Annotated in this window: 15 protein-coding genes; 8 read left to right on the top strand and 7 right to left on the bottom strand. The window is 72.8% G+C overall.

What is annotated here, in order from left to right; genetic code table 11:
- Positions 1-41: 41 nt before the first annotated feature.
- On the bottom strand, positions 42-5,006 hold the full coding sequence (locus WML84_RS01560) for a hypothetical protein (protein ID WP_347344403.1): 4,965 nt from the start codon (positions 5,004-5,006) through the stop codon (positions 42-44).
- A gap of 4 nt (positions 5,007-5,010) precedes the next feature.
- Positions 5,011-8,892, bottom strand: a complete 3,882-nt coding sequence (locus WML84_RS01555) for a hypothetical protein (RefSeq protein WP_347344402.1) — start codon at positions 8,890-8,892, stop codon at positions 5,011-5,013.
- A 147-nt stretch (positions 8,893-9,039) separates the two neighbouring features.
- Here WML84_RS01555 and WML84_RS01550 point away from each other — a divergent pair, with 147 nt between their 5' ends.
- Both WML84_RS01550 and WML84_RS01545 read left to right on the top strand, forming a co-directional pair.
- The gene (locus tag WML84_RS01550; protein ID WP_347344401.1) at positions 9,040-9,516 is read left to right on the top strand and encodes an NUDIX domain-containing protein; all 477 of its coding nucleotides are present in this window, start codon (positions 9,040-9,042) and stop codon (positions 9,514-9,516) included.
- A 298-nt stretch (positions 9,517-9,814) separates the two neighbouring features.
- Positions 9,815-12,082: a hypothetical protein gene (locus WML84_RS01545; RefSeq protein WP_347344400.1), complete on the top strand. Its 2,268-nt coding sequence runs from the start codon at positions 9,815-9,817 to the stop codon at positions 12,080-12,082.
- Between the two features lie 84 nt (positions 12,083-12,166).
- On the opposite strand, the gene WML84_RS01540 is transcribed toward WML84_RS01545, so the two are convergent.
- The 5 genes from WML84_RS01540 to WML84_RS01520 form a co-directional block, all read right to left on the bottom strand.
- Positions 12,167-12,862: a nucleoside/nucleotide kinase family protein gene (locus WML84_RS01540; RefSeq protein ID WP_347344399.1), complete on the bottom strand. Its 696-nt coding sequence runs from the start codon at positions 12,860-12,862 to the stop codon at positions 12,167-12,169.
- Complete coding sequence (locus tag WML84_RS01535; RefSeq protein WP_347344398.1) at positions 12,859-13,770, bottom strand: PfkB family carbohydrate kinase; 912 nt, start codon at positions 13,768-13,770, stop codon at positions 12,859-12,861. Before WML84_RS01535 ends, WML84_RS01540 begins: the two co-directional genes overlap by 4 nt.
- Positions 13,763-14,560, bottom strand: a complete 798-nt coding sequence (locus WML84_RS01530) for an ATP-binding cassette domain-containing protein (RefSeq protein WP_347344397.1) — start codon at positions 14,558-14,560, stop codon at positions 13,763-13,765. Before WML84_RS01530 ends, WML84_RS01535 begins: the two co-directional genes overlap by 8 nt.
- 16 nt (positions 14,561-14,576) lie before the next feature.
- On the bottom strand, positions 14,577-15,572 hold the full coding sequence (locus tag WML84_RS01525) for an ABC transporter permease (RefSeq protein ID WP_347344396.1): 996 nt from the start codon (positions 15,570-15,572) through the stop codon (positions 14,577-14,579).
- A gap of 78 nt (positions 15,573-15,650) precedes the next feature.
- Positions 15,651-16,682 carry a substrate-binding domain-containing protein gene (locus WML84_RS01520; protein WP_347344395.1) on the bottom strand — a complete coding sequence of 344 codons (1,032 nt, stop codon included), beginning with the start codon at positions 16,680-16,682 and terminating at the stop codon, positions 15,651-15,653.
- Positions 16,683-16,830: 148 nt separating this feature from the next.
- Here WML84_RS01520 and WML84_RS01515 point away from each other — a divergent pair, with 148 nt between their 5' ends.
- From WML84_RS01515 to WML84_RS01490, 6 genes are all read left to right on the top strand, one after another.
- Positions 16,831-17,829, top strand: coding sequence for a LacI family DNA-binding transcriptional regulator (locus WML84_RS01515; RefSeq protein ID WP_347344394.1), 999 nt, complete (start codon positions 16,831-16,833; stop codon positions 17,827-17,829).
- A 19-nt stretch (positions 17,830-17,848) separates the two neighbouring features.
- Positions 17,849-18,871, top strand: a complete 1,023-nt coding sequence (gene fbaA, locus WML84_RS01510) for a class II fructose-bisphosphate aldolase (protein WP_347344393.1) — start codon at positions 17,849-17,851, stop codon at positions 18,869-18,871.
- 80 nt (positions 18,872-18,951) lie between these two features.
- On the top strand, positions 18,952-19,899 hold the full coding sequence (locus tag WML84_RS01505) for a phosphodiester glycosidase family protein (protein ID WP_347344392.1): 948 nt from the start codon (positions 18,952-18,954) through the stop codon (positions 19,897-19,899).
- A 5-nt stretch (positions 19,900-19,904) separates the two neighbouring features.
- Positions 19,905-21,026: a bifunctional glycosyltransferase family 2/GtrA family protein gene (locus tag WML84_RS01500; protein ID WP_347344421.1), complete on the top strand. Its 1,122-nt coding sequence runs from the start codon at positions 19,905-19,907 to the stop codon at positions 21,024-21,026.
- Positions 21,023-21,619, top strand: a complete 597-nt coding sequence (locus WML84_RS01495; protein ID WP_347344391.1) for a DUF4956 domain-containing protein — start codon at positions 21,023-21,025, stop codon at positions 21,617-21,619. Before WML84_RS01500 ends, WML84_RS01495 begins: the two co-directional genes overlap by 4 nt.
- On the top strand, positions 21,616-22,431 hold the full coding sequence (locus WML84_RS01490) for a VTC domain-containing protein (protein WP_347344390.1): 816 nt from the start codon (positions 21,616-21,618) through the stop codon (positions 22,429-22,431). Before WML84_RS01495 ends, WML84_RS01490 begins: the two co-directional genes overlap by 4 nt.
- Positions 22,432-22,572 lie beyond the last annotated feature (141 nt).

The raw sequence follows: 22,572 nt of genomic DNA, 5'->3' as shown, positions 1-22,572 counted from the left end.
GCCCCCACAGGCGTCTCGACCGTCGGCCGGTCAGAGGTTGATCAGAGGTAGATCTCGTCGGCGAAGACCAGTCGCTGCTCCCACACCGGCGGCGGCGCGGCGACGCCGGTCGAGCCCGGCTCGGGGTCGCCTGGGAAGCGCTCCCACTCCTCGACCGTCACTCGCCACGCGGATGCCTCGGGCCCCGGCCGCTGCAGCGGGATCACCTCGTTCGCGCCCAGCGTCGTGCCCCACGCGATCAGGCTACGGTCGCGCTCGTAGCTCGCGACGTCCATGCGGCGCGTGTCGACGGTGATCCATCCGAGGTCGCCGGGCAGCTCCGGATCGGCCTGCTGCAACCGCGCCACCACGAGCCGGTTCTGGCGGATCGCGTCGAGGTCGGCCTGCACCTGGTCGCCGCGCGACGGCCCGCGCCGGAGGGCGATCGGGCCGCTCACGACGACGCGCACCTCGTGCTCGTCGAGGCGGCTGACGAGCGCCGTCCGCTCGGGCGGCACCTGCACGAAGTCGGTGATCACGGGCGTCGACAGCTCGAGGCCGGCGACGCTCTCCGGCTGGAACCGTGCGACCGCGAGCCGCAGGAACGGCCACACGACGGCCCCCGGGTTGAGAGCGACGTCGACGTACCAGAGCCGCCGCTCCGGGTTGTACTGCGGCCGGTAGCCGAGCGCGGTCGCGGTGTACGTGGCATCCGTCCCCGCACCGGTCGGCAGCTTCAGGCCGGTGCGCAGAGCCACCGGCTCGCCGGGCCGCCACACGTCGTCGACGCCCGTCGCACGCCAGAAGTCCACGAGGGTCAGGGCGTGCAGGTGCGGGTCGTCGAACCCGGCGCCGAGCCAGATCGGGTCGCGCGCCCACAGCGACGAGGGCCCCGCGGGTGACGAGCCGTCGAGCAGCACACCGAGGAGCTCCCCCTCCCCCGAAGAGAACCACGGCCGCTCCAGGTAGATGCGCAGGCCCGCGCGGCGGTCGTGCCGCTCGGCGATCGGCTGCCCCGGCTGCGTGGAGCCGGCGTCGTCGGCGGGATCGGCCGCGTTCGGGTCGTCGTGCGACCAGCGGAACAGCGGCACGACCGAGTGCACGACGGGCGGATCGGGCCGCGTCGACGACGGCACCGAGAGCCGCATGACGTCGCTGACGACGCTCGACCCGTCGTCGAAGTCCGCGGCATCCGTCCCCGCCGTCAACAGCGCCGGCGGGAAGTACTCGCGGAACCGCGTCGAGGCGCGGAGGCGATAGTCGACCATGCGGTGCTTCGTGTCGCCGAACTCGTGCCGCGTGCCGTGGATGCGGATGCTCGGGTCGGCGGCCCAGTCGACGTCGCCCGCGGGCAGCGCCTCCTGCGCGAACAGGATGCCGAGGCGCTCGTGGTCGGAGACCCGCGTGGTGCCCGCGATGCCGCGGGCGGGACGCTCATCCCACACCGGCAGCCCCAGGTCGTCGACCGGGTCGACCCACGACGCCTCGATCGTGAGCTGCTCGGTGCTCGCCCCGTGCACGTGCACGCCGCCGAAGAAGCTCGCGTACGTCGCCGAGGGGGTCCGCACCGAGCGGATGCCGACCGGCCGGGGCGCCTGCACGGGCCGCGGCACGGCATGCACGAGGAGGACGTCCTCCTTCGGCGTGAGCGACCACAGATAGCCGTCGCGCGCGGCCTCGCGGACGATCTCGAGCGCCTGCACGCTCGCCGGCAGGCTCCGCCACATGCCGAGCTCGCGGAGCGCCCGCGGCTGCAGGCAGCTGGACAGCCGGAACCGCTGCACCGTGCCCGCCGGCAGCGCGATGTCGATCACACGGTCGGCGACCTCGGCGCGCGGCGTCGGCCCCTCGGTGAGGGTGAGGCGGTACGGCCGCACGAGCGGCCAGCCGCGCTCGTCGACCTCGTAGTCGGCGGTGAAGCCCTCGATGCCGAACGGGATCGGCAGGGTCGGGTCGGTGGTCGCGTCGGGGAAGACGAGCGACACGCCGCGCGCGAGCGGGTCGGGCAGATACGGCAGCACCAGGTCGTCGACGTCGTGCACGACGTACTGTCCCGCCGGCGGCGCCTCGCCCTGCGGCAGCGGCAGGGTCACGAGGTCGCCGGGGTCGACTCCCGGGTCGTGCACGAGGGCGACGCCGCTCACCGGGATGCGGGCGCCCGGCGCGTCGATGTCGGCGACGTCGACGTCGGTGAGGGCGCCGTTCTCGCGCAGGGCCACGCCGAGAGCGGCGGTGAGACCCGCCGCCGAGCCGTCGCCGACCAGCTCGTCGAACGCGCCGTGGTACTCGGCCTGCAGCTGGCCGACCTTGGGCGGCACGACATGACGCTGGCCGACGGCCTGGAACGCCGTGCCGGGGTCGTCGGCCGCGATCGCGTCGCGATAGGCCCCCGGCGGGCTCACGACCACCTCGAGCGAGGACGGGTCCTGCGCGACGCCGCTGCGGATCACGACGACCCGCTGCGACTCGCCCTCGCTGTATCGCGCACGCGGCACGAGCGTGGGCGGGGGCACCGGGTCCCAGCGCAGGAAGGGACGCGGCGACGTCATCGTCAGCAGCGCCTCCTGGATGAGACCCGGGTCGATCAGTCCCGACTGGATCGTCGCGACGCCGCGCCCGAGGCTCGCGGCGACAGCGGGCGACAGCGTGGCCTGGTCCGACACGGCGGTGACGCCGAAAGCGGCACCCGGTGCCGAGAGGAACGCCTGGCGGACGGTCTCGGTCACCGTCGCCGCGCGCGAGGGGGCGGATGCCGCGAGCACATCGGCGTCGCCGAGGGCGGCCGCGACGTCGACCCGCCCGAGGACGGACGCGATCTCGGTGCGCAGGACGCTCTGCTCGCGCCGCCCGAGCGTCGGCGCGGGACGCTCCGGCACGACCGACTCGGGGTTCGCGACGGCGGCCACCGCCGTCTCGCGCAGGGTCTCTCCCACGACTCCCAGCCGGCCGAGGCCCGCCGCGGCGGTCAGGCGCGCGGCATCCCGGGTCAGCTCGGTGGTCAGCGTCGCGTCGAGGCGCGCGGACAGGTCGTCGGGCAGGGTCACGCGCCCCAGCCCCGCGGTCAGTCGTGCACGGAGCGCGGCGGCGTCGAGGCCGCGGATCCTCGGCTGGAGGCGCCCCTCGACCTGCCGTCCGAGCGCCTCGCGCCCGATGGCCCCGCGGTCGAGCCCCTCACGGCCGACCACACGACCCCCACCCTCGATGCGCGGTCGCAGGCGGCCGCCGCCGCCTTCCGGAGCGCCGCCGCCCTCCGGCGCACCGCCCGCGTCTGCGGGCAGACGCGGCGGCCGCACGTTGCCGGCGAGGTCGACGAGCCACGCGCGGAACGCGTACTCGCGCCCGTAACGCAGGCGCGGGAGCGTGCCCGGCACGATCGCGTTCGTGAACCCGATCGGGTTGGTCGCGTCGACCGGCACCGCGGTCGGCGGCGGCTCGACGACCTCCTCGAGCCGCGTGGAGCCGTCCGGCTGGGCGACGAGCTCGTTGCGCACGCGCTTGCCGGGCTTGGGCACCGAGAGGCTCCACCCCTCCCAGCCGAACATCGCCTCGTGCACGTTGACGGGCGGCGTGGGCTTGCCGGGCGCGACCGGCGTCTCCTCCGCCGGGGCGCCCTGGATGAACCCGTGCCCCTCGCCGAGGTCGACGGGGCCTTCGAGCCCGGTGATCTCCGCGGTCGTGCGCCGCGCGTGCAGCGACCGCCACACGGCATCCTCGACGTCCCACACCTCGACGCGCATCCCGCGCGCGACGTCTTCGCTCATGAGCTCGAGGCCGCCGCCGGCCGGCGGCGTCGGCGTCGCGAACTGCGTCTCGAGCTGCTTCTGCCGGCCCAGCCGGTCGAAGAGGGCGGATGCCTGGCCCCGTCGCGCGACGGTGAACCCCTGGGAGCGCAGGCCCGGCGAGGCCGCGTCGACGGGCTCGCGGTTCGCCTGCCCGAGCATGAGCCGCGGGAGCACCCGCAGGTACTGCTCGGCCTTGAGCGCCGTGCCGTCGGCGTCGGCGTCGAGCACGGCGAACCGCTCGGTGTCGCCGATCGCGAGCGCGCCGCGGCGCCACTCGGCGGTCGCCGGCACGGTCACGAGCGCGCCGTCGGCGACGGCCTCGCAGCGCACGCGGGGAGCTGCGCCGGTCACCGTGGCCGCCGGGGTCTGGACGCGGAGCGTCGCCGTCAACCAGCGCGAGGTCCGCAGGCGCGCGGGGTCGGCGACCACGAGGTCGACGACGAGGCCGAGCCGGCGCAGCAGCTCGCCGTGGTCGCCGACCGTCGCGACGCGCTCGTGGAACTCCGGCGGCTTGGGCTTCAGCGGATCGGGCGGCGGCGCGTCGGGCACGGCCTGGTAGGCGTTCGCCGACTCGGGCCGGTCGTAGTAGCGCCGCGCCTCGTGGAGGGCGGCCAGGACGCCCAGCATCCCGTTGCCGGCGATGCTCGCGAACCGGTCGGCGCTCCGCGGCCCGCGGCGGTCGTCGCCGATCTCCCCGATGGCGCGGTCGAGCACCTCGGTCCAGCGCTCGTCGTCGACCGGGCCGATGCCGCGGCGACCCTCGGAGATGACGCCGAGCTGGCGCAGGACGTCGACGAGCCCGCGCGCGAGCGGATGGGAGCCGGGGGCCGGCGGATCGACGATCGACGAGACCGCGGTGAGCAGACCGATGAACTTGCCGGTGTCGTGCACCCCGCGGGCGTCGAACGTGCGCCACCGGCGGTCGGCGAGGGGCGGCACGACGTTGGCGCGCACCGGCGTGGTGCCGGGGAAGAGCGCGTCCCACAGCGTCGGCTCGACCGGGTCGAGGATCGGCGTGCACGCGACCTGTCCGTTGTCGTCGCGCAGCTCGACGGTGAGCCCGTCGCGCACGGCGGCGGCCCAGTGCGGGAAGACCGCGAAGTCGGCGAGCGTCGTGCCGCCGGGGCTCGCCTCGCTCGCGGCGTCGCCGGCGAGCTTCGGCGTCACGAACACCGACACGTGGAAGTCCTCGCCCGCCCGCGCCGAGTACGGCAGCGCGAGGGAGATGAGATGCTCGGCGACCATGACCTCACGCCCCTTCCAGCGCGAACGCGCGCCAGTACTCGTCCCACGCCGGAGCGGTGCCGTCGGGTTCGAGCAGCTGATCTCGCAGCGACGGATCGCCCTTCGAGCCCGCGAACTGCCTCGTGCACTCGATCGTGACGCTCCCCGAGAAGCAGAGCACCGACACCTCGATCGTCAGCCGCGCGGTGCCGATCATCTTCCCGGAGTCGAAGTGGTACACGAGCTCCAGGTACAGCTCGATCGACGCCGAGATGAGCCCCAGCACGTCGACCTCGCCGCGCAGGCGGAAATACCCGGTGAGCGAGCCCTTCTCGGACTCCAGCCGCAGGTAGACGCCGACGGTCGCCGAGATGGAGCCGGATGCCACGCCGAAGTCGACCGCGAGCATGACGCCCGCCTCCAGGCCCAGCTCGAGCACCGTGAGCCCCTTGGGGTTCAACCGGATGAGGAACCAGCCGCCGCCGCCGATGCACATGACCGAGAGGTTGAACGGCCGCTCCCGCGTGCAGAAGTTGAACCCGAAGCTGAGCGCCTCGCCGAGGAACGGCACCTGCACGTCGGCGCCGAGGGAGATGTTCGAGAGGTTGAAGACGCCGACCGACACGCTCGGGATCGGGAGGGTGAAGCCGGCCTTCAGGCCCGACGTGTCGACCTCGAGGAACGGCGGGTCGCTGAACCCGTCGAGCGGGATGAAGTCCTTCAGCACCTCGACGAAGCTCAGGACGCCGAGGAACGTGATCTCGCCGAGGTTGACGTCGACCTCGGCCTTGCCGTCGCTGCCGGCGATGAACGAGATGTTCTCGAACGGGATGCGCACGAGCGGCGCGGCATCCTGGTCCTCCTTGCCGAACAGGTGCAGCGTGAGCCCGCGGATCTCGGCCATCGCCCGCACCGACGCCGACCCGGTGCCCGACACGCGGCCCTCGACGGCGAGCGTGAAGCCGTCCGGGGGCAGCTCGATGAGCGTGAAGTCGGCGTCCGGCCAGTGCGTGAACAGCTTCGGGTGGAAGTCGTAGCGGAACGACGCCTCCAGCCGACCCGGCTCGAACGTCTCGAGCAGCCGCGTCAACTGCGCGATGAGGTCGGTCGCCGTCGCGGCGGTGCCGATCGCGTCCACGAGCGAGGCGAGGGTCGTCCGCACGACCGGCGGGACGAGCGGATGCGTCGTCGGCACCGCGCCGAGCGCGCCGGCCACGTTCTGGAACGCGGTGGACAGGCCCGCGATGCGGTCGCTCACCGGCGCCGGGTTGTCCGGCGCGAGCAGGTCGCCGATCGCGGCGAAGACGCCCTCGATCGGCGTGAGCGCGGCCTGCGCGGCGTTCGCCGCGTCGGCGGGGGCGGATGCCACGACCTCTTGCAGCGTCGTGATCAGCCGCTGGACGTCGTCGACGAGCTTGGTGACCGCTTCGATCGCCTCGCTCGCGAGGCTCGGCATGTTCGCGAGATCGGTGACGTTCTCGATCAGCTCCCACAGGTCGACGAGTCCGAAGAGCTTCGGGAACGCGCCCTTGAAGAACTCCTTCGGGTCGAAGGTCAGGTCCTCCATGTTCGCGACGTCGCCGACCGCCCCGGTGAGCGTGGAGAGGCCGCGGATGGGGAGGTCGGGGGTCACGAAGCCGCCCGCGCGGTCGCTTCCGGCCGACGGGGTGCCGAACGACACCGCCGGGAGCGCGACGACCTCGTCGAGCACGCCCTGCCGGTCGGTCTTCGCCTCCGGCAGCAGGACGTTCGCCCACAGCTGGCCGCGATTGGCGTCGCCGGCCTGCTCGCCGAGGCCGTGCGCGAGATAGGCGTCGTTGTACACGATGCGGATCGGGCCGACGTTCGACAGGCGTCGCGCGGCATCCATCACGACGTCGGCCGAGCTCAGGAACGGCGTCGACTCGCCGCGCGCGGCCCGGCCGCGGAAGCGCAGCGTCTGCGTCTCGGTGACCGAGTCGCCCGCCGACGAGCGCGGCGTGTACGCGAAGGCCTGACCGAACGCGGGGATCACGCGCTTGGGGTCGCCGTCGTACTCGGCGTCGACCTGGGCCGGCTTGTCGAAGTGCTCGGCGACCCACAGGAGGGGCGCGCGGAGGCTCCCCGGGCGGCCGTCCTTGTCCTGCACGTCGAGCGAGAACGCGAAGTACGAGCCGTCGCCCAACTGCGGCCAGAAGTAGGTCTGGCTGCTGTACGCGTCGTTCGCCACCGCGTCGGGGTCGGCGAGCGGCGGCGTCGTGGTCGGCGTGAGGTCGACGCGCGAGAACAGCCAGTCCGCGGCGTCGTACGTGCGGCTCGGCTCGCTCACCACGAGGAACTTGATCTGGTACAGGCTCGCGACCGCCGGGTTCTGCGTGACGCGGCGCTCGGTGATCTTGACGAGGGCAGCGGGATGCCCGGTGGGATACAGATAGCCGGGATACACGACCCGCACCCACTGGTCGCGACCGAGCGGGGCGATGTGGTCCCACGCCAGCACCGACGGCATCCCGGGCGTGAGGTTGGAGTACTCCTTCGTGTACCACGAGCCGTGCAGGTCGAGCCACGCGCCGAGCGACGACAGCCACAGCTTGTCGACACGCACCGGGCGCACCGACCGCGGGTCGGTGATGCCGGGCCAGCGCTCCGCCGTCTGGCGCACGATCCGGTGCCGGTCGGCGCGGTTGAGCGAGCCGCGGAACGGCTGGTCGGCACCGCCCTGCGGCGTCGACAGCGGGTGGCTCAGGTCGCTGTCCTCGTTCTTCCGCCACTCGCTCTGGGGCAGCCCGTCGCGGTCGCGCGTCCAGATCGCCCGTACGATGCGGCGGCCGTCGTTGCGCTCGGTGACCCCGCCGGGGCCCTCGAGGCCCAGCCTGCTGTGCCACAGCTCGACGCTGCGCCGCGAGTCCGACGCGACCACCGGCGCGTCGGCGTGCACCCAGCGCCCCTCGCTGGAGGGCGAGATCACGAGCCGATAGGGCGCCTCGATCGCGGTCTGCTCGTCGGTGGGCCTGCTGGAGTAGCTGGCGCGCGGGATCGAGATGCGCGGCGGCCGGGTCACGAGGTCGCGCAACGCCGACGGCAGCTCCGCGTTCGCGCCGAGGACCTCGGCCGCCGCCATCGTGGTGCGCCCGGCATCCACCCGGACGTTGCGCAGGTTCTGCGCCAGGCGCAGCGCGCCGACGGCGGTCGCGGCGTCCGGCGGCGGCTGCACGCGCCGGTCGGCGGCCGTCGCACGGTCGATCAGGATCCGCGAGCCGGTGTAGCGGGCGACGAGGTCGACGCCCACCCACACGAACCGGGTGCGGTCGGTGGCGTCGTCGATCGAGCCGTTACGGCCCGGCGGGGCCGCGTTCGGGTGCAGGACCGGTGCCAGCTCGGTCATGGCGCGCAGGATGCCGGCGCGCGTGAACTCGACGCGATCGTCGGGACCGATCTCGAACACGAGGCGGCTCCGCCGGGCCGGGCGGAAGCCGACCGGCATCGCGGGCGCCTGGTTCGACGACACCCCTGTCGCCGGCGCGCCCGGCGGCGCGGGCACCGTCTTGGTCGGGTCGAGCGGATCGGGATAGATCGACGCGCCGGTGTCGGTGACGTACTGCGCCTGCTCGTGCGCGTGCTGGAACGGGAAGGTGACGACCAGGAGCCACGGCCCCGCGCCGGTGCGCTCCAGGTGCGGCGGACCGTCGCCGTCGACCCTGACCTCGGCGCCGAAGACGTCGACCGAGAGCGCGACGAGGTCGCGTCCGCGGATCACGTCGACCGACACGTCGGGCTGCCGCGCCGCGCCGAGCCACGACGGCAGGGTCAGGCGGTCGGCCTCGGGGACGAACCGCCAGCCGGCATGGAACCGCTCCGCGGCACCCGTGCGGGGAAGACGGGACGAGACATCGCGCGCGATGTCTCCTGGAGAAACACCCTCGGACATCCGGGGCCCCCGATCGCTCGACGCCTCATGCGTTCTCGTCGGGTCTCATCGCTGAGCGGGAACGGGCCACAGCGTACTCGCGTTCGCCGCCGTGCGACAGAGGGTGCGCGTGCGCGGGAGCCCGCGACCGTCTGCGACGATGGGGGGATGGATGCCATCGGGTCGGACGCCGCGGTGCCGCTGCACTACACCGAGTACGACACGCGCGTCGCCGCCTACGCGGTGATCGTCGAGGACGGCCGCATCCTGCTCACGTGGTTCAACGGCGGCCCCGGACGCGCGACGCCCTGCTGGTCACTGCCGGGCGGCGGGGTCGAGTTCGACGAGTCGGTGGAGGATGCCATCGTCCGGGAGGCGTACGAGGAGTCCGGGTATCGCGTCGAGCTCATCGGCCCGCTCGCGACGCACTCCTTCGCGCGCGCGGCGCTGCCGGGCGGGCGGCCGTTCCGCTCGCTGCGCATCCTGTATCGGGCGCGCATCGTCGGCGGCACGCTCGGCGTCGTCGAGGTGGGCGGCACGACCGACAAGGCGGAGTGGTTCGAGCTCTCCGCGATGCCGGACGAGCCGCTGGCCGACGTGGTCGTCGTCGGGCTCGACGCGTGGCGGCGGCTTCCGAGGGACTGATCCCCGGCATCCTTCCCGAGTGAGGGCCGGGATGAGGGCGGGATGAGAACGCCCCGTGCAAGAGTGAAATTCGCCCTCTGAGCTGGGGTCCGCTTCTCTCCGACGGCCAGGATGTTGCCTGCGAGGAGTGTCACGGCGCTCCTCTGCCCGCGAGGCCCACCCCAGTGGCGCCTCGACCGCGAGGCGCCACCCCCAGCGCGTCTCGAACGCGAGACGCGCGCCCGCGCGTCTCGAGGCGAGGCGTGCTCGGCGCGCCCGGAGCGATGTCAGACGTACGTCTGAGGTGAGGAGTTCGCGCATGCGGACATCGAAGAGGAGATGGGGCTCGGCGGCCACGCGGCTGCGCCGGCGCATCGCGCAGATCGCGAGCACGGCGCTCGCGCTGGGCGTCGTCGGGCTGGCCGGCGTCGTCGGAGCGGCACCGGCCGCGGCGGCCGATCCGGTCGGCTGCTCGTACGGCGCCGGAGGCCCGCACGCCGAGACCATCTGCTGGATCGACTTCAGCGACTTCGACGCCGGCGCGGCCGCCGCAGGCCAGCACTTCACGATCCCGCTCCCCGGCGACTATCGGGCCGACTTCGACCTCACGTGGGAGAACGTCGTCGGCTCCGGCACCCCGGCGTCGCGCGGCGTCCCGACCTGGAGCGGATCGGTCTTCGGCCGCTCGGTCTACGTCGGCGTGACCGGCGAGCCGGCCCTCACCTCCGGCAACGGCGTCATCCGCTACACGGTCGAGAACATCTCGGTCACCGACCCGCAGGGCGCTCCCGTGCAGGGCTACTCGATGCTCACGATGGACGCCGAGGCCATGGGCTCGAACGAGGGCATCACGTGGAACTCCGACCAGCCGTTCCGGCAGATCGGCGAGCTCGCCGAGACCGGCTTCGGCTGCGGCGTCCCGCCCGGGCTCGGCACGACCACCGTCGTGTGCAACGGCGGCGTCTTCGGCGCGCCGATCGTCGCCGCGACGGATGCCGGCTGGATCTCGGCGGACGTCCTGGGCGGCGGCGTGCAGGACGTCGTCTTCGGCTTCGAGTTCAGCAAGATCGAGCTGCGCAAGGTCTTCACCGAGCTGGTCGACCCGGCCGACGCCGTCGACCTCACGATCTCGACGCCGGGCGGCACCGTGGCCGGCGCCGCGTCGACCGGCGGCGCGCTCACCGGCACGACCGGAGGACAGACGGTCCTGCCGGTCGGCGAGTTCACCCTCACCGAGGCGGTCGGCGCCGGGTCGGGCATGCTCCCGAGCAACTACGACACCGCGTGGTCGTGCACGAACTCGGCGACGGGCTCCGACACCGTGCTGCCCTCGGGCGACGGCATGAGCAAGACCGTCACGCCCGCCCCGGGCGACGGCATCGTCTGCACCGTCACCAACACGGCCAAGGAGCGCTCGCTCGCGCTCGTGAAGGAGGCCGGCGAGTGGACCGACGTGAACGACGACGGTCTCGTCGACGCGGGCGACCTGCAGCACTACACGTTCGCCGTCACCAACGACGGGGAGCTGGAGCTGCACGGCCTCGAGGTCGCCGACCCGAAGGTCGGCGCCACGACGTGCGACGCCACGACGCTTGCCCCGGGCGCGTCGACCGTGTGCCGCACCGTGCAGCCGTACACGATCACCCCGGCCGACGTGACGGCGGGCGGCGTGGAGAACACCGCGACGGCATCCGCGCTCCCGCCGGGGAGCGAGAACCCCGCGGCGCGCATCACGACCACCGGATCGGTCACGACGCCCACCACCACCCCGGCACCCGCGCTGTCGGTCGTGAAGACGTCGGATCACGCCGAGGCCGGGGCGTACGCGCCCGGCGACGTCGTCACCTACACGTTCGCCGTCGAGAACACCGGGAACGTCCCGGTGCTGGACGTCGGCATCGCGGAGGGCGCGTTCACCGGCACCGGCACGCTCTCGCCCGCCGAGTGCGACGAGGACGCCGCGCGCCTGCTCCCGGGCGCGACGGTGGAGTGCCGCGCGACCTACGTGCTGACGCAGGAGGACGCCGACGGCGGCTCCGTGACGAACACCGCCACGGCGACGGCCACCGACCCCGACGGCGGGGCGGTCGAGAGCGAGGAGTCCGGCACCGGCATCGAGATCGACGCCGCCCCGGCGTTCACGTTCGAGAAGATCGCCGACGTCGGCACCGCGCGCTCGGCGGGCGACACCATCGCCTACCGGTTCGTGGTGACGAACACCGGCAACGTCACTCTCACCGAGTACACCGTCACCGAGGGCTCCTTCTCGGGCACCAACGCGCTCTCGGCGATCACCTGCCCGGAGGGGCCGCTCGGCGCGGGTCAGAAGGCGGTCTGCTCGGCGAGCTACGTGCTCTCGAAGGCGGACGTGGATGCCGGCACCGTGACCAACACGGCATCCGCCTCGGTCGTGCCGGTCCGCGGCGAGACGCCGGCGAGCGCGTCGTCGACCGCTCGCGCCGTCATCCCCGACCTGCTCGCGGTGACCGGCGCGATGGTGCCGTGGCTGGCGTCGACGGTCGGTCTGCTGCTCCTGACCGCCGGTGCGGTCCTGCAGCTGAGGCGCCGGCGCGCCACGCACGCGTAGCGCGCAAGATCGGAGGAGGGGGCGACCGAGGGGGCGTCCCCTCCTCCGGCGTTCGTGCGACCGATGTATCTCCGGTGGGACGGGTCAGACGCCCGTGAGCCGGAAGACCGCGTCGGCGCGACCGGCCGTCGCGGTGATCGCCTCGGCGTTGCGCTGGTCGCTGCCCAGCGACCGCTCCCGCGCCTCGTCGGGCGAGCGCCCGAACCGCACGTGGCGGTCGATCAGCCAGGCCAGCCGCTGCGACTCGTCGGGCGCGAGGAACCACGTCTCGTCGACCAGCGCCCGCACGTGCGGCCACGGCTCCTCCTCGAGCAGCAGGTAGTTGCCCTCGGTGACCACGAGCGGGGTCTCCGGGTGCACCGGGATCGCCGAGCCGACCGGCTCCTCGAGGTCGCGACGGAACTGCGGCGCGTAGACGACGCCGTCGATCCCCGCGGCGGCGTTCTCGCGCTGCGCGTGGATGCGCCGCATCAGCGACAGGTAGCCGAAGGCGTCGAACGTGTGCGGCGCGCCCTTGCGCGCGCGGTATCCGAGGTCGTCCAGCACGACGTTCGCGAGGTGGTAGCCGTCCATCGGCACGAGCACGGCGAGCTCGTCCCCGAGCTCCGCGACGATCCGCTCCGCGAGCGTCGACTTGCCCGCGCCGGGTGCGCCGGTGATCCCGAGGATCACCCGCTCGCCCCGGGAGGCGAGGGCACGGGCGCGCTCGATCAGCTGCGCGAGCGTCGTGTCCGCGGCATCCACCGCGCCCGTCGCGTCCGTCTCGTCCCGCTCGTTCATGCGTCTCCCTCGCCCTGCGCGATCCCGGCGATCGCATGCAGCCAACTGCGTGGTCCGATCATCTCGCATCGGACGGCCGCGACGCGGCTCGCGAAGGCGATGCGGCGCTCGACGCCGACGCCGCGGGCGAGGGCGTGCGCGTACGCGCCGTGGAACACGTCGCCGGCGCCGAGCGTGTCGACCGCGTGGACGCGCGGCACGGGCGACTCGCCGTGCTCGCCTCCGGCCGCCCAGCGCACCGGCCCGCTTCCCGCCGTCGCGACCACGACGGGCGTGCCGGCCTCGACGAGTCGGCGCATGGTGTCGTCGGTGCCGGGCGAGCCGGGCAGGCGGAAGTCGGCGGATGCCACGACATCGGTGACCCTCGGCAGCAGCTCCGCCATCACGGGCTTCCAGCGCCCCGCGTCGACCACGCCGGGGCGACCGGCCGCCCGGGCGGCGTCGGCCGCCGCGACGGCGAGGGGCGGGTGATGTCCGTCCACCAGCACGACGTCGGCGGCGGCGGCCAGCTCGGCGAGCTCGCCGGCGGGAGGCGGCGGGAACACCAGCGCCGCGGCATCCCCGCCGACGACCGCGCGATCGCCGGTCGACTCTGTGACCGCCACGGCGGAGACCGGTGGATCGCCGGCATACTCCCCCGCGATGTCGATGACACGGACGCCGACGCCCGCCAGCTCGTCGACGACGGCGCGGGCGATGGGACTCGTGCCGAGCGCGGTGAGCAGCACCGCCTCGCCGCCGAGCGCGGCGAACGTCACGGCGGCGTTGGCGGCGGGGCCTCCGGCGGCCACGAACTGCGCGGTCGCGGTGATCTTCTCGTTGCGCCCGGGCGCCGCCACCACCCGGTGGATCACGTCGAGGGTGGCGAGCCCCACGAACAGCCCGCGCGGGGGGTGCGCGTCAGGCACCGCCCGCGGCCTCGAGGTCGGTCGGACGCTCCGCGCCGGTCATGAGCGCCACGACCTCCGACATCGTGCGCTCGCGCGGATCCACGACGGCGGCGCGGCGTCCGAGACGATGCACGTGGATGCGGTCGGCCACCTCGAACACGTGCGGCATGTCGTGGCTGATGAGCACCACCGGGATGCCGCGGTCGCGGATCGACTTGATCAGCTCGATCACCTGGCCGGACTCCCGCACGCCGAGGGCGGCGGTCGGCTCGTCCATGATGATCACGCCCTTGCCGAACGCGGCGGCGCGGGAGACCGCGACGCCCTGGCGCTGACCGCCGGAGAGGGTCTCGACGGCCTGGTTGACCGACTTGATGCCGATCTTCAGCTCGGAGAGGTGCTTGGCCGCCTCCGCCCGCATCGCGGGCATGTCGAGCCGCCGGAACACCGAGCCCATGATGCCCTTGCGCCGGATCTCGCGGCCGAGGTAGAGGTTCGACGCGATGTCGAGGGCCGGGATCACGGCGAGGTCCTGGTACACCGTCTCGATCCCCGCGGCACGGGCGTCGCCCGTGTTGCGGAAGTGCACCGGCTCCCCGTTCATGCGGATCTCGCCCTCGTCGGGGATCACGGCGCCGGCGAGCGCCTTGATCAGGCTCGACTTGCCCGCGCCGTTGTCGCCGATCACGGCGAGCACCTCGCCGCGGCGCAGGTCGAAGTCCGCGCCGTTGATCGCGGTCACGCTGCCGTATCGCTTCACGAGGCCCCGCGCCTGGAGCGCCAGGGTCTGCGTCGTCTGGTCGTTCATCGTCTCTCCTCCGGGCCTATCGGGCCGTCTTGCGGCGCATGAACTGATCGACCGCGACGGCGACGATCACGAGGGCGCCGGTGGCGATGTTCTGGTAGAGGTTGTCGACGCCCGCCAGCGTGAGCCCGTTGCGGAGCACGCCGACGATCAGGGTGCCGACGAGGGTGCCGAGCACGCCTCCGCGACCGCCGAACAGGCTGGTCCCGCCGATCACGACGGCCGTGATCGTCTCGAGGTTCGCGTTCTGGTAGGCGTTGGGATCGGCGTTCGGGATGCGCCCGAGGGCCGCCCACGCGGCGATCATCGCGATGACGCCGGCGAGGATGTACACCGAGAAGATCGTGCGGTTCGTCTTGACGCCCGACAGCTGCGCGGCATTGGGGTTGCCGCCGACCGCGTACACGTGCCGGCCCCACGCGGTCTGCGTCAGCGCGTATCCCATGACCGCGTAGACGAGCAGCATCGTGATGACGCCGTACGTGGTGGTGAAGCCGCCGATGCTGAAGGTCGTGCCGAGGAACGTCAGCACCGGGTCGCTCACCGGGAAGGTCTGCGAGCCCGCGAACAGGCGGGTGCCCGCGACAATCGCGGTGAAGGTCCCCAGCGTCACGATGAACGGCGGCAGCCTGAGCGCGGTGACCAGGCCGCCGTTGACCGCGCCGAGCGCGACGCACACGAGCAGCGTGATCAGCAGCGCCGTGGCCGGCCCGAAGGCGCCGCCCGCCTGCGCCAGGACGACGGTGCCGAGCACGGCGATCGCGCCGATCGACAGGTCGATGCCGGCCGTCAGGATGATGAGGGTCTGCGCGACGGCCAGGATGCCGATCACGACGGACTGCTGGAGGATGAGCGACAGGTTGCCCGGCGCGAGGAAGCGCGGCGAGATCGCGCTGAAGACGATGATCGCGACGATCAGGGCGATCAGCGAGCCGAGCAGCGGCGTCTGCAGGAAGCGGCCGAGATTTCGCGACGGCTTCTCCGACGTCGTGGCGGCCATGGTGGGAGTGGTCATGGAAGAGCCCTTCTGCCGAGGAGGGGACCGCAGGACCTGCGGTCCCCTCGCAACGTGGCGTGTGAGAGGCCGGGGCGATCAGCCCCAGCAGTTCTCCGCGCCCCAGGCGGTGTCTTCGGAGTCCAGCCCGTCGACCGGCTGATCGGTGATCAGGACCGACCCGGTGTCGTTGAACCCGGCCTTCGGCTTCGTGCCGTCCTTCGCGAAGGCCACGATCGCCTCGACGCCCTGCTCGGCCATCTTGGTCGGGAACTGCATCACGGTGGCCCCGATCACGCCGTTCTTGACGTTCTCGACGCCCGTGCACGACCCGTCGATCGAACCGATGCTGATCTGGTCCTGCTTGCCCGCCGCCTTGATGGCCGCGAAGCCGCCCGCCGCCGCGGGCTCGTTGATCGTGTAGAGCGCGTTGGCGTCGGGCGCGCGCTGGAGCAGGTTCTCCATCGCGGTCTGCGCCTTCGTCTGGTCGCCGTTGGTGTTCTCCTTGCCGAGGATCTCCGGGGAGTCCTCGGTGAGGCCCATGCCCTCCAGGAAGCCGTTGTGGCGGAAGGTGTCGACCGTGCCTCCGGGCGTGCCGTCGAGCATGAGGACCTGCGGCTCCTTGTCGCCGAGGCTCGCCTTGACCCACTTGCCCTGCGCGACGCCCGCGGCGAAGTTGTCGGTCGCGAACGTCGCGTCCACGGCGTCCTCGGGATCGGTCGCGGTGTCGAGCGCGACGACGAGCACGCCCTGGTCGCGCGCCTGCTTGATGGCGGCGAGGATGCCGGACGACGAGTTGGGCGTGATCATGATGCCCTTGACGCCCTGGCTGACCAGGTTCTCGATCGCGGCGACCTGACCCTCGTTGTCGCCGTCGAACGCGCCGGCGAGCGGGATGAGATCCGCCCCGGCGGCCTTGGCGGCGTCCTCGGCGGACTCGCGCATCTTCACGAAGAAGGGGTTCGAGTCGGTCTTCGTGATGAGCCCGATCTTGATGGCCTCCCCGGAGTCGGTGGACCCGGACGAGGGTTCGCCGCCTCCGCCGCTGCACGCGGTCGTGCCGAGGAGGACGGCCGCCGCCGCGAACGCCGTGGCCGTCGTCAGCAGCCGCTTCGAAAACCTGCGATCCATATGAGTGCTCCTTTGCCTCTCGGGTCAGACGCCCGACCATGGCTACGATAGGCAGAGGCAAGCGCTTGCGCAAGCGCTTGCGTGGGCGATCTGCGGCGGCATCCCGAATCGAGACACGATCGAGACCAACGGAGAGGACGGCGGCATCGTGGTGACCATCGACGACGTGGCCCGACGGGCCGCGGTCTCGGCGACGACCGTGTCGCACGTGCTCAACGGGACCCGGTTCGTCCGCCCCGAGACCCGCACCCGGGTCGAGGACGCCGTGACCGCGCTCGGCTATCGCCGCAACAGCACCGCCCGCGCGCTCGCCGGCGGCAACTCCCACATCATCGGGCTCGTGATCTCGGGACTCACCAACCCCTACTTCGCCCCGCTGCTGCACGCCGTCGAGAAGCGGGTCACGGATGCCGGCTACGTGCTGGTCCTCGGCGACTCGCACGACGAGATGGTGCTCGAGCAGCGCGTCATCGAGTCGCTCCTCGACCGCCGCGTGGACGGGCTGATCGTCGCGCCGTCGAGCGGCTTCCTCGACGCCGGCGCGCCGCGCGTCGCCGCCGCCGGGACGCCCCTCGTGCTCATCGACCGCGGGGTGGCGCTGGACTGCGACCAGGTCGTCTCGGAGAGCCGGGAGTCGTCGCGGCGCCTCGTGGAGCACCTCATCTGGCACGGTCACCGGCGGATCGCCGCCGTGATCGGCCTCCCCGGGCTGGGCACGACCGTCGAGCGCGAGGCCGGCTTCCGCGACGGCCTCGCCGCGCACGGGATCGACGTCGACCCCGAGCTGATCGTCGCGGGCGACTCGCGTGCCGAGACCAGCCACGCGGCGGTGGCGGCCCTCCTCCGTCGCGAGGACCGCCCCACGGCGCTCGTCACGTTGAACAACTCGATGACCATCGGGGCGATGCGCGCGATCCGCGAGGCGGGCCTCCGGATCCCCGACGACATCGCCCTCGCCGCCTACGACGACTTCGAGTGGAGCGACCTGTTCGAACCGCGGCTGACCGCGGTCTCGCAGGATGTGCTGACGGTCGGGAGCCAGGCCGTCGACCTGCTCTTCGCCCGCATCGCCGGCGCCGACGCGCCGTTCCGGCGTCGGGTGATCGACACGACCTTCCACGTCCGCGCTTCGTGCGGATGCCGCTGACCCTCCGGAGAGGACGCCCATGCCCATCGCCACCCCCGATCAGTACGTCGCGATGATCGACAACGCCAAGACCCGCGGGTTCGCCCTCCCGGCGATCAACGTCACGAGCTCGCAGACCCTCAACGCCGCCCTGCAGGGATTCGCCGACGCCGAGAGCGACGGCATCGTGCAGGTCTCGCTCGGCACCGCGCTCTACCTCTCCGGGGCGCGCGTGCAGGATCGCGCGGTGGGCTCCAGGGCGCTCGCGCTCTACGCCCACGAGGTCGCCCGCGGCTACGGCGTCACGATCGCCCTGCACACCGACCACTGTCCGCGCGAGAACCTGGACGACTGGGTGCGTCCGCTGATCGCCGACTCGATCGAGCGCCGCGCCCGCGGCCTCGACCCGCTCTACCAGTCGCACATGTGGGACGGCTCGGCGGTCCCGCTCGCCGAGAACCTGCGCATCGCCGAGGAGCTCCTCGAGCTCAGCGGCCGCGCCCGCACGCTGCTCGAGATCGAGGTCGGCGTGGTCGGCGGCGAGGAGGACGGCATCTCGCACGACATCAACGACGAGCTCTACACCACCGTCGACGACGCCCGTGCGACCGTCGCCGCGCTCGGCGTCGGCGAGCGCGGCCGGTACCTCACCGCGCTGACGTTCGGCAACGTGCACGGCGTGTACAACCCGGCATCCGTCCATCTGCGGCCGGAGCTGCTCGGCGAGATCCAGGCGGCGATCGGCGCCGAGACCGGGATCGATCGGCCGTTCGACCTCGTGTTCCACGGCGGGTCGGGATCGGCCCCCGACGAGATCGCGGCCGCCGTCGCGAACGGCGTCGTGAAGATGAACGTCGACACCGACACGCAGTACGCGTTCACGAGCTCGATCGCCGGTCACATGCTGTCGAACTGGAACAAGGTCCTGAAGGTCGACGGCGGCTACGGCGACAAGAAGGCGTACGACCCGCGCTCGTGGGGGAAGCCGGCGGAGGCGGCCATGGCCGCGCGCGTCGTCGAGGCCGCCCAGCAGCTCGGCTCGGCGGGCAACGCGATGCGCTGACCACGGCGCACCGCGCGGTCCATCGGCGTCTCATAGCGCGATCAGACGATCGGCGGAGGTGCGGCCCGTACCCATGAGACATGGATACGACACGACGACGACGCACCCGCCGCACGATTCTCGCCGCAGCGATCGCGCTCACCCTGACCGGTGGCGGCGCCGCGGTCTGGGCCGCCGACCGCTTCCTCATCGAGCACGTCGAGATCTCCGACGTGTCGGCCTACGAGGCCGCGCAGTCCGCCGACGACGACGCCACGGCCGCCGCGACCGGCGAGGTGACGCTCACCGACACCTCCTACAGCGACGACAGCAGCTCGGTCATGATCTCGACCGTCAGCACCGGAACCGGCGACGACGCGGTCACCTACTACGTCGCCGACGTGGTGCTCTCCGATGCCACGGCGCTGCGGAGCGCCTTCGCGAAGGACCAGTTCGGCGAGAACATCATCGAGCCGACGAGCGGGATCGCGGCCGCGCACGGCGCGGTGTTCGCCGTCAACGGCGACTACTACGGCTTCCGCGACAGCGGCATCGTGATCCGCAACGGCGTGGTCTACCGTGACGAGCCGGCGCGCGAGGGCCTGGTCTTCTACGCCGACGGCCGCGTGGAGGTCTACGACGAGACGACCACGTCGGCGGCGGAGCTGCTCGCCGACGGCGCGTGGAACACGCTGAGCTTCGGGCCGGCGATCGTCGCGGACGGCGCCGTCGTCGACGGCATCGAGAGCGTCGAGGTCGACACGAACTTCGGCAACCACTCCATCCAAGGAGACCAGCCGCGCACCGCCGTCGGCGTGATCGACGAGAACCATCTCGTCTTCGTCGTCGTCGACGGCCGGCAGAGCGGCTACAGCGAGGGCGTCACCCTCACCGAGCTCGCCGCCATCATGACGGGCCTCGGCGCGACGACCGCCTACAACCTCGACGGCGGCGGCTCGTCGACGATGTACTTCGACGGCGCCGTCGTCAACCGGCCCTCCAACGGCGGCGAGCGCGGCACCAGCGACATCCTCTACCTGGCGGGGTGAGCGCGATGATCGTGCTGATCCCGGCCTACGAGCCCGGCGCCCGCCTGGAGCCGCTCGTCGAGGCGCTCCGCGCGGCCGACCCCGACGTGTACGTCGTGGTGGTCGACGACGGCAGCGGCGCCGCCTTCGCGGAGACCTTCGCGCGGGTCCGGGCCGCCGGAGCGACCGTGCTCGCCCACGACCGCAACCGCGGCAAGGGGGCGGCGCTGAAGACCGGCTTCGCGTACGCGGCCGAGACGCATCCCGGCGACGACGTCGTGACCGCCGACGCCGACGGCCAGCACACTCCCCACGACGTCCTGCGCGTGGCGGAGGCGCTCCGCGAGGACGCGGCCGAGGGGCGGTCGACGCTGATCCTCGGATGCCGGGACTTCGGCGGCGAGGTTCCGCTGCGCAGTCGCGTGGGCAACGCGATCGCGCGAGGCCTGTTCCGCCTCGCGGCGGGCTGGGCCCTGTCGGACACGCAGACGGGACTTCGCGGCATCCCCTCCCCGGTGCTGCCGTGGCTGCGGGGCGTGCCCGGCGAACGGTTCGAGTACGAGCAGAACGTGCTGCTGCGCTCCGGCCGCGCGGGCGTCGCGACCCGCGAGCTGCCCATCGAGACGGTGTACCTCGACGCCAACGCGTCGAGCCACTTCCGCCCGATCGTCGACTCGCTGCGCGTCGTGCTGCCACTCGCGCTGTTCGCGGGGTCGTCGCTCCTCGCGTTCGCCATCGACACGGTGGCGCTGCTCGTGCTGGCCGCGCTCACCGGATGGCTGGTGCCCTCGATCGTCGCGGCGCGCGTCCTGAGCGCCTCGGTCAACTTCGCCGTCAACCGGCGGCTGGTCTTCCGACCCGTGCACGGGCGGACGGCCGGTCAGGCCCTGCGCTACGCGCTCCTGGCGTCGGCGCTGCTGGCCTCCAACGTCGTATGGCTGGAGGCGCTCACGGGCCTCGGCGTGCCGCTCGTCGCGGCCAAGATCGCGACCGAGGGCGTGCTGTTCGTCACCGGCTACGGCGCCCAGCGCACGTTCGTGTTCGGATCGCCCGGATTCGTACCCGACGCAGGAACGGGGCATAGGAACCGCATAGCGTCCATGACTCGAATGGATGCCGACACGATCACCATCGGGAGACTTCCATGACCTTCACCACCCTCATCCTCCTCGGCGTCGACCTGGCCGCCGCCCTCGTGCTGAGCCTCGGCCTCTACTACCGCCGTCACCACCGCCGCGATCTCGTGGTCGCCTTCCTCGGCGTCAACGTCGGCGTGCTCGTCGTCGCCGCCGTCCTCGGCACGGCCGAGGTGGCGATGGGCCTCGGACTGGGCCTGTTCGGCGTGCTGTCGATCATCCGGCTGCGCTCCTCGGAGATCTCGCAGCGCGAGGTGGCGTACTACTTCGCCGCGTTGGCGATCGGGCTCGTCGCGGGACTCCCCCAGACCGACCCCTGGCCGGTCGCCGCGATGATCGCGCTGATCCTCGTGGTGATGTGGGCGGCCGACCACCCGCTCCTGCTCGCCCGCAGTCGCCATCAGGTCGTCCGCATCGATCGCGCGATCGCCGACGAGACGGAGCTGCGCGCCGAGCTGGCCTCGACGCTCGGCGCCGACGTCACCTCGATCTCGTTGCAGGAGCTCGACCTCGTCAACGACACGACCCTCGTGGACGTCCGGTACCGCGTCGCCGCGCGGCGCACGGCCGGCGTCGCACTCGCCGGGACGGGGGCGACCCGATGAACGGCCTCGACCGCCTCGACGCCCTCGGCGCGGTGACGCTCGACGAGCTCGTCGCCGAGGCATCCCTGCTCGCCCGCGTCGACCGCAAGTACGTCGTGCCGCGCGAGGGCCTGGACGCCGTGCTCGCCGCGATCGACCCCGGCACGCGCGTGCTCGAGATCGATGGCGCCCGCGACTTCGCCTACGAGTCGGTGTACTTCGACACGCCCGACCTGCTGAGCTTCCGCATGGCGGCCCGGCCGCGTCGGCGCCGGTTCAAGCTGCGCACGCGCAGCTACCTCGACACCGGGTCGTCGTACCTGGAGATCAAGACCCGCGGCGCGCGCGGCACCACCGTCAAGGAACGCGACGAGTACGACACCGCCCGCCGTGCCGAGCTCACGAGCGCGGCCAGGGGCGACGTCGCGGCGGCGTTCGACGGGATCGGCGTCGCGCCCGAGCGCGCGGACGACCTCGGCGCGACCCTCACGACCCGCTACCGGAGGACGACCCTCCTCGCCCCGGACCGCGCCGCCCGGGCGACCGTCGACACCGAGTTGACCTGGATCGAGCCGGACGGCACCGGGTTCGCGCTGCCCGGGCTCGCGATCGTCGAGACCAAGGCCGCCTCGTCGGCCGCCGCGCTCGACCGTCTGCTGTGGCGGCAGGGATACCGCCCGGCCACCGTCAGCAAGTATGCGACCGGGCTCGCCGCCCTCCACCACGACCTTCCCCGCAACCGCTGGGCGCGCCTGCTGCGTGGCCCGTTCGCGCCCGAGCACCGCTTGCCCACCCGACGCCCCGAGGAGACATCATGCTCCGCCGCCGCCTGACCCTGACCGCCGTCCCGCTGACGATCGCCGCGCTCGTGCTCGCGGGCTGCACGGCGACCGCCACGACGACCCCCGTGGCCGCCGCCACGGAGGAGCTGACCGCGACGGTCGCCTCCGCCTCCGAGCTCGGCGCCGACGCGG

Source organism: Microbacterium sp. (assembly GCF_039812165.1).
In the GTDB taxonomy this organism is placed as follows: domain Bacteria; phylum Actinomycetota; class Actinomycetes; order Actinomycetales; family Microbacteriaceae; genus Microbacterium.
Note: the sequence above shows the minus strand (reverse complement) of the source record. Positions and strands in the feature narration are given on the sequence as shown.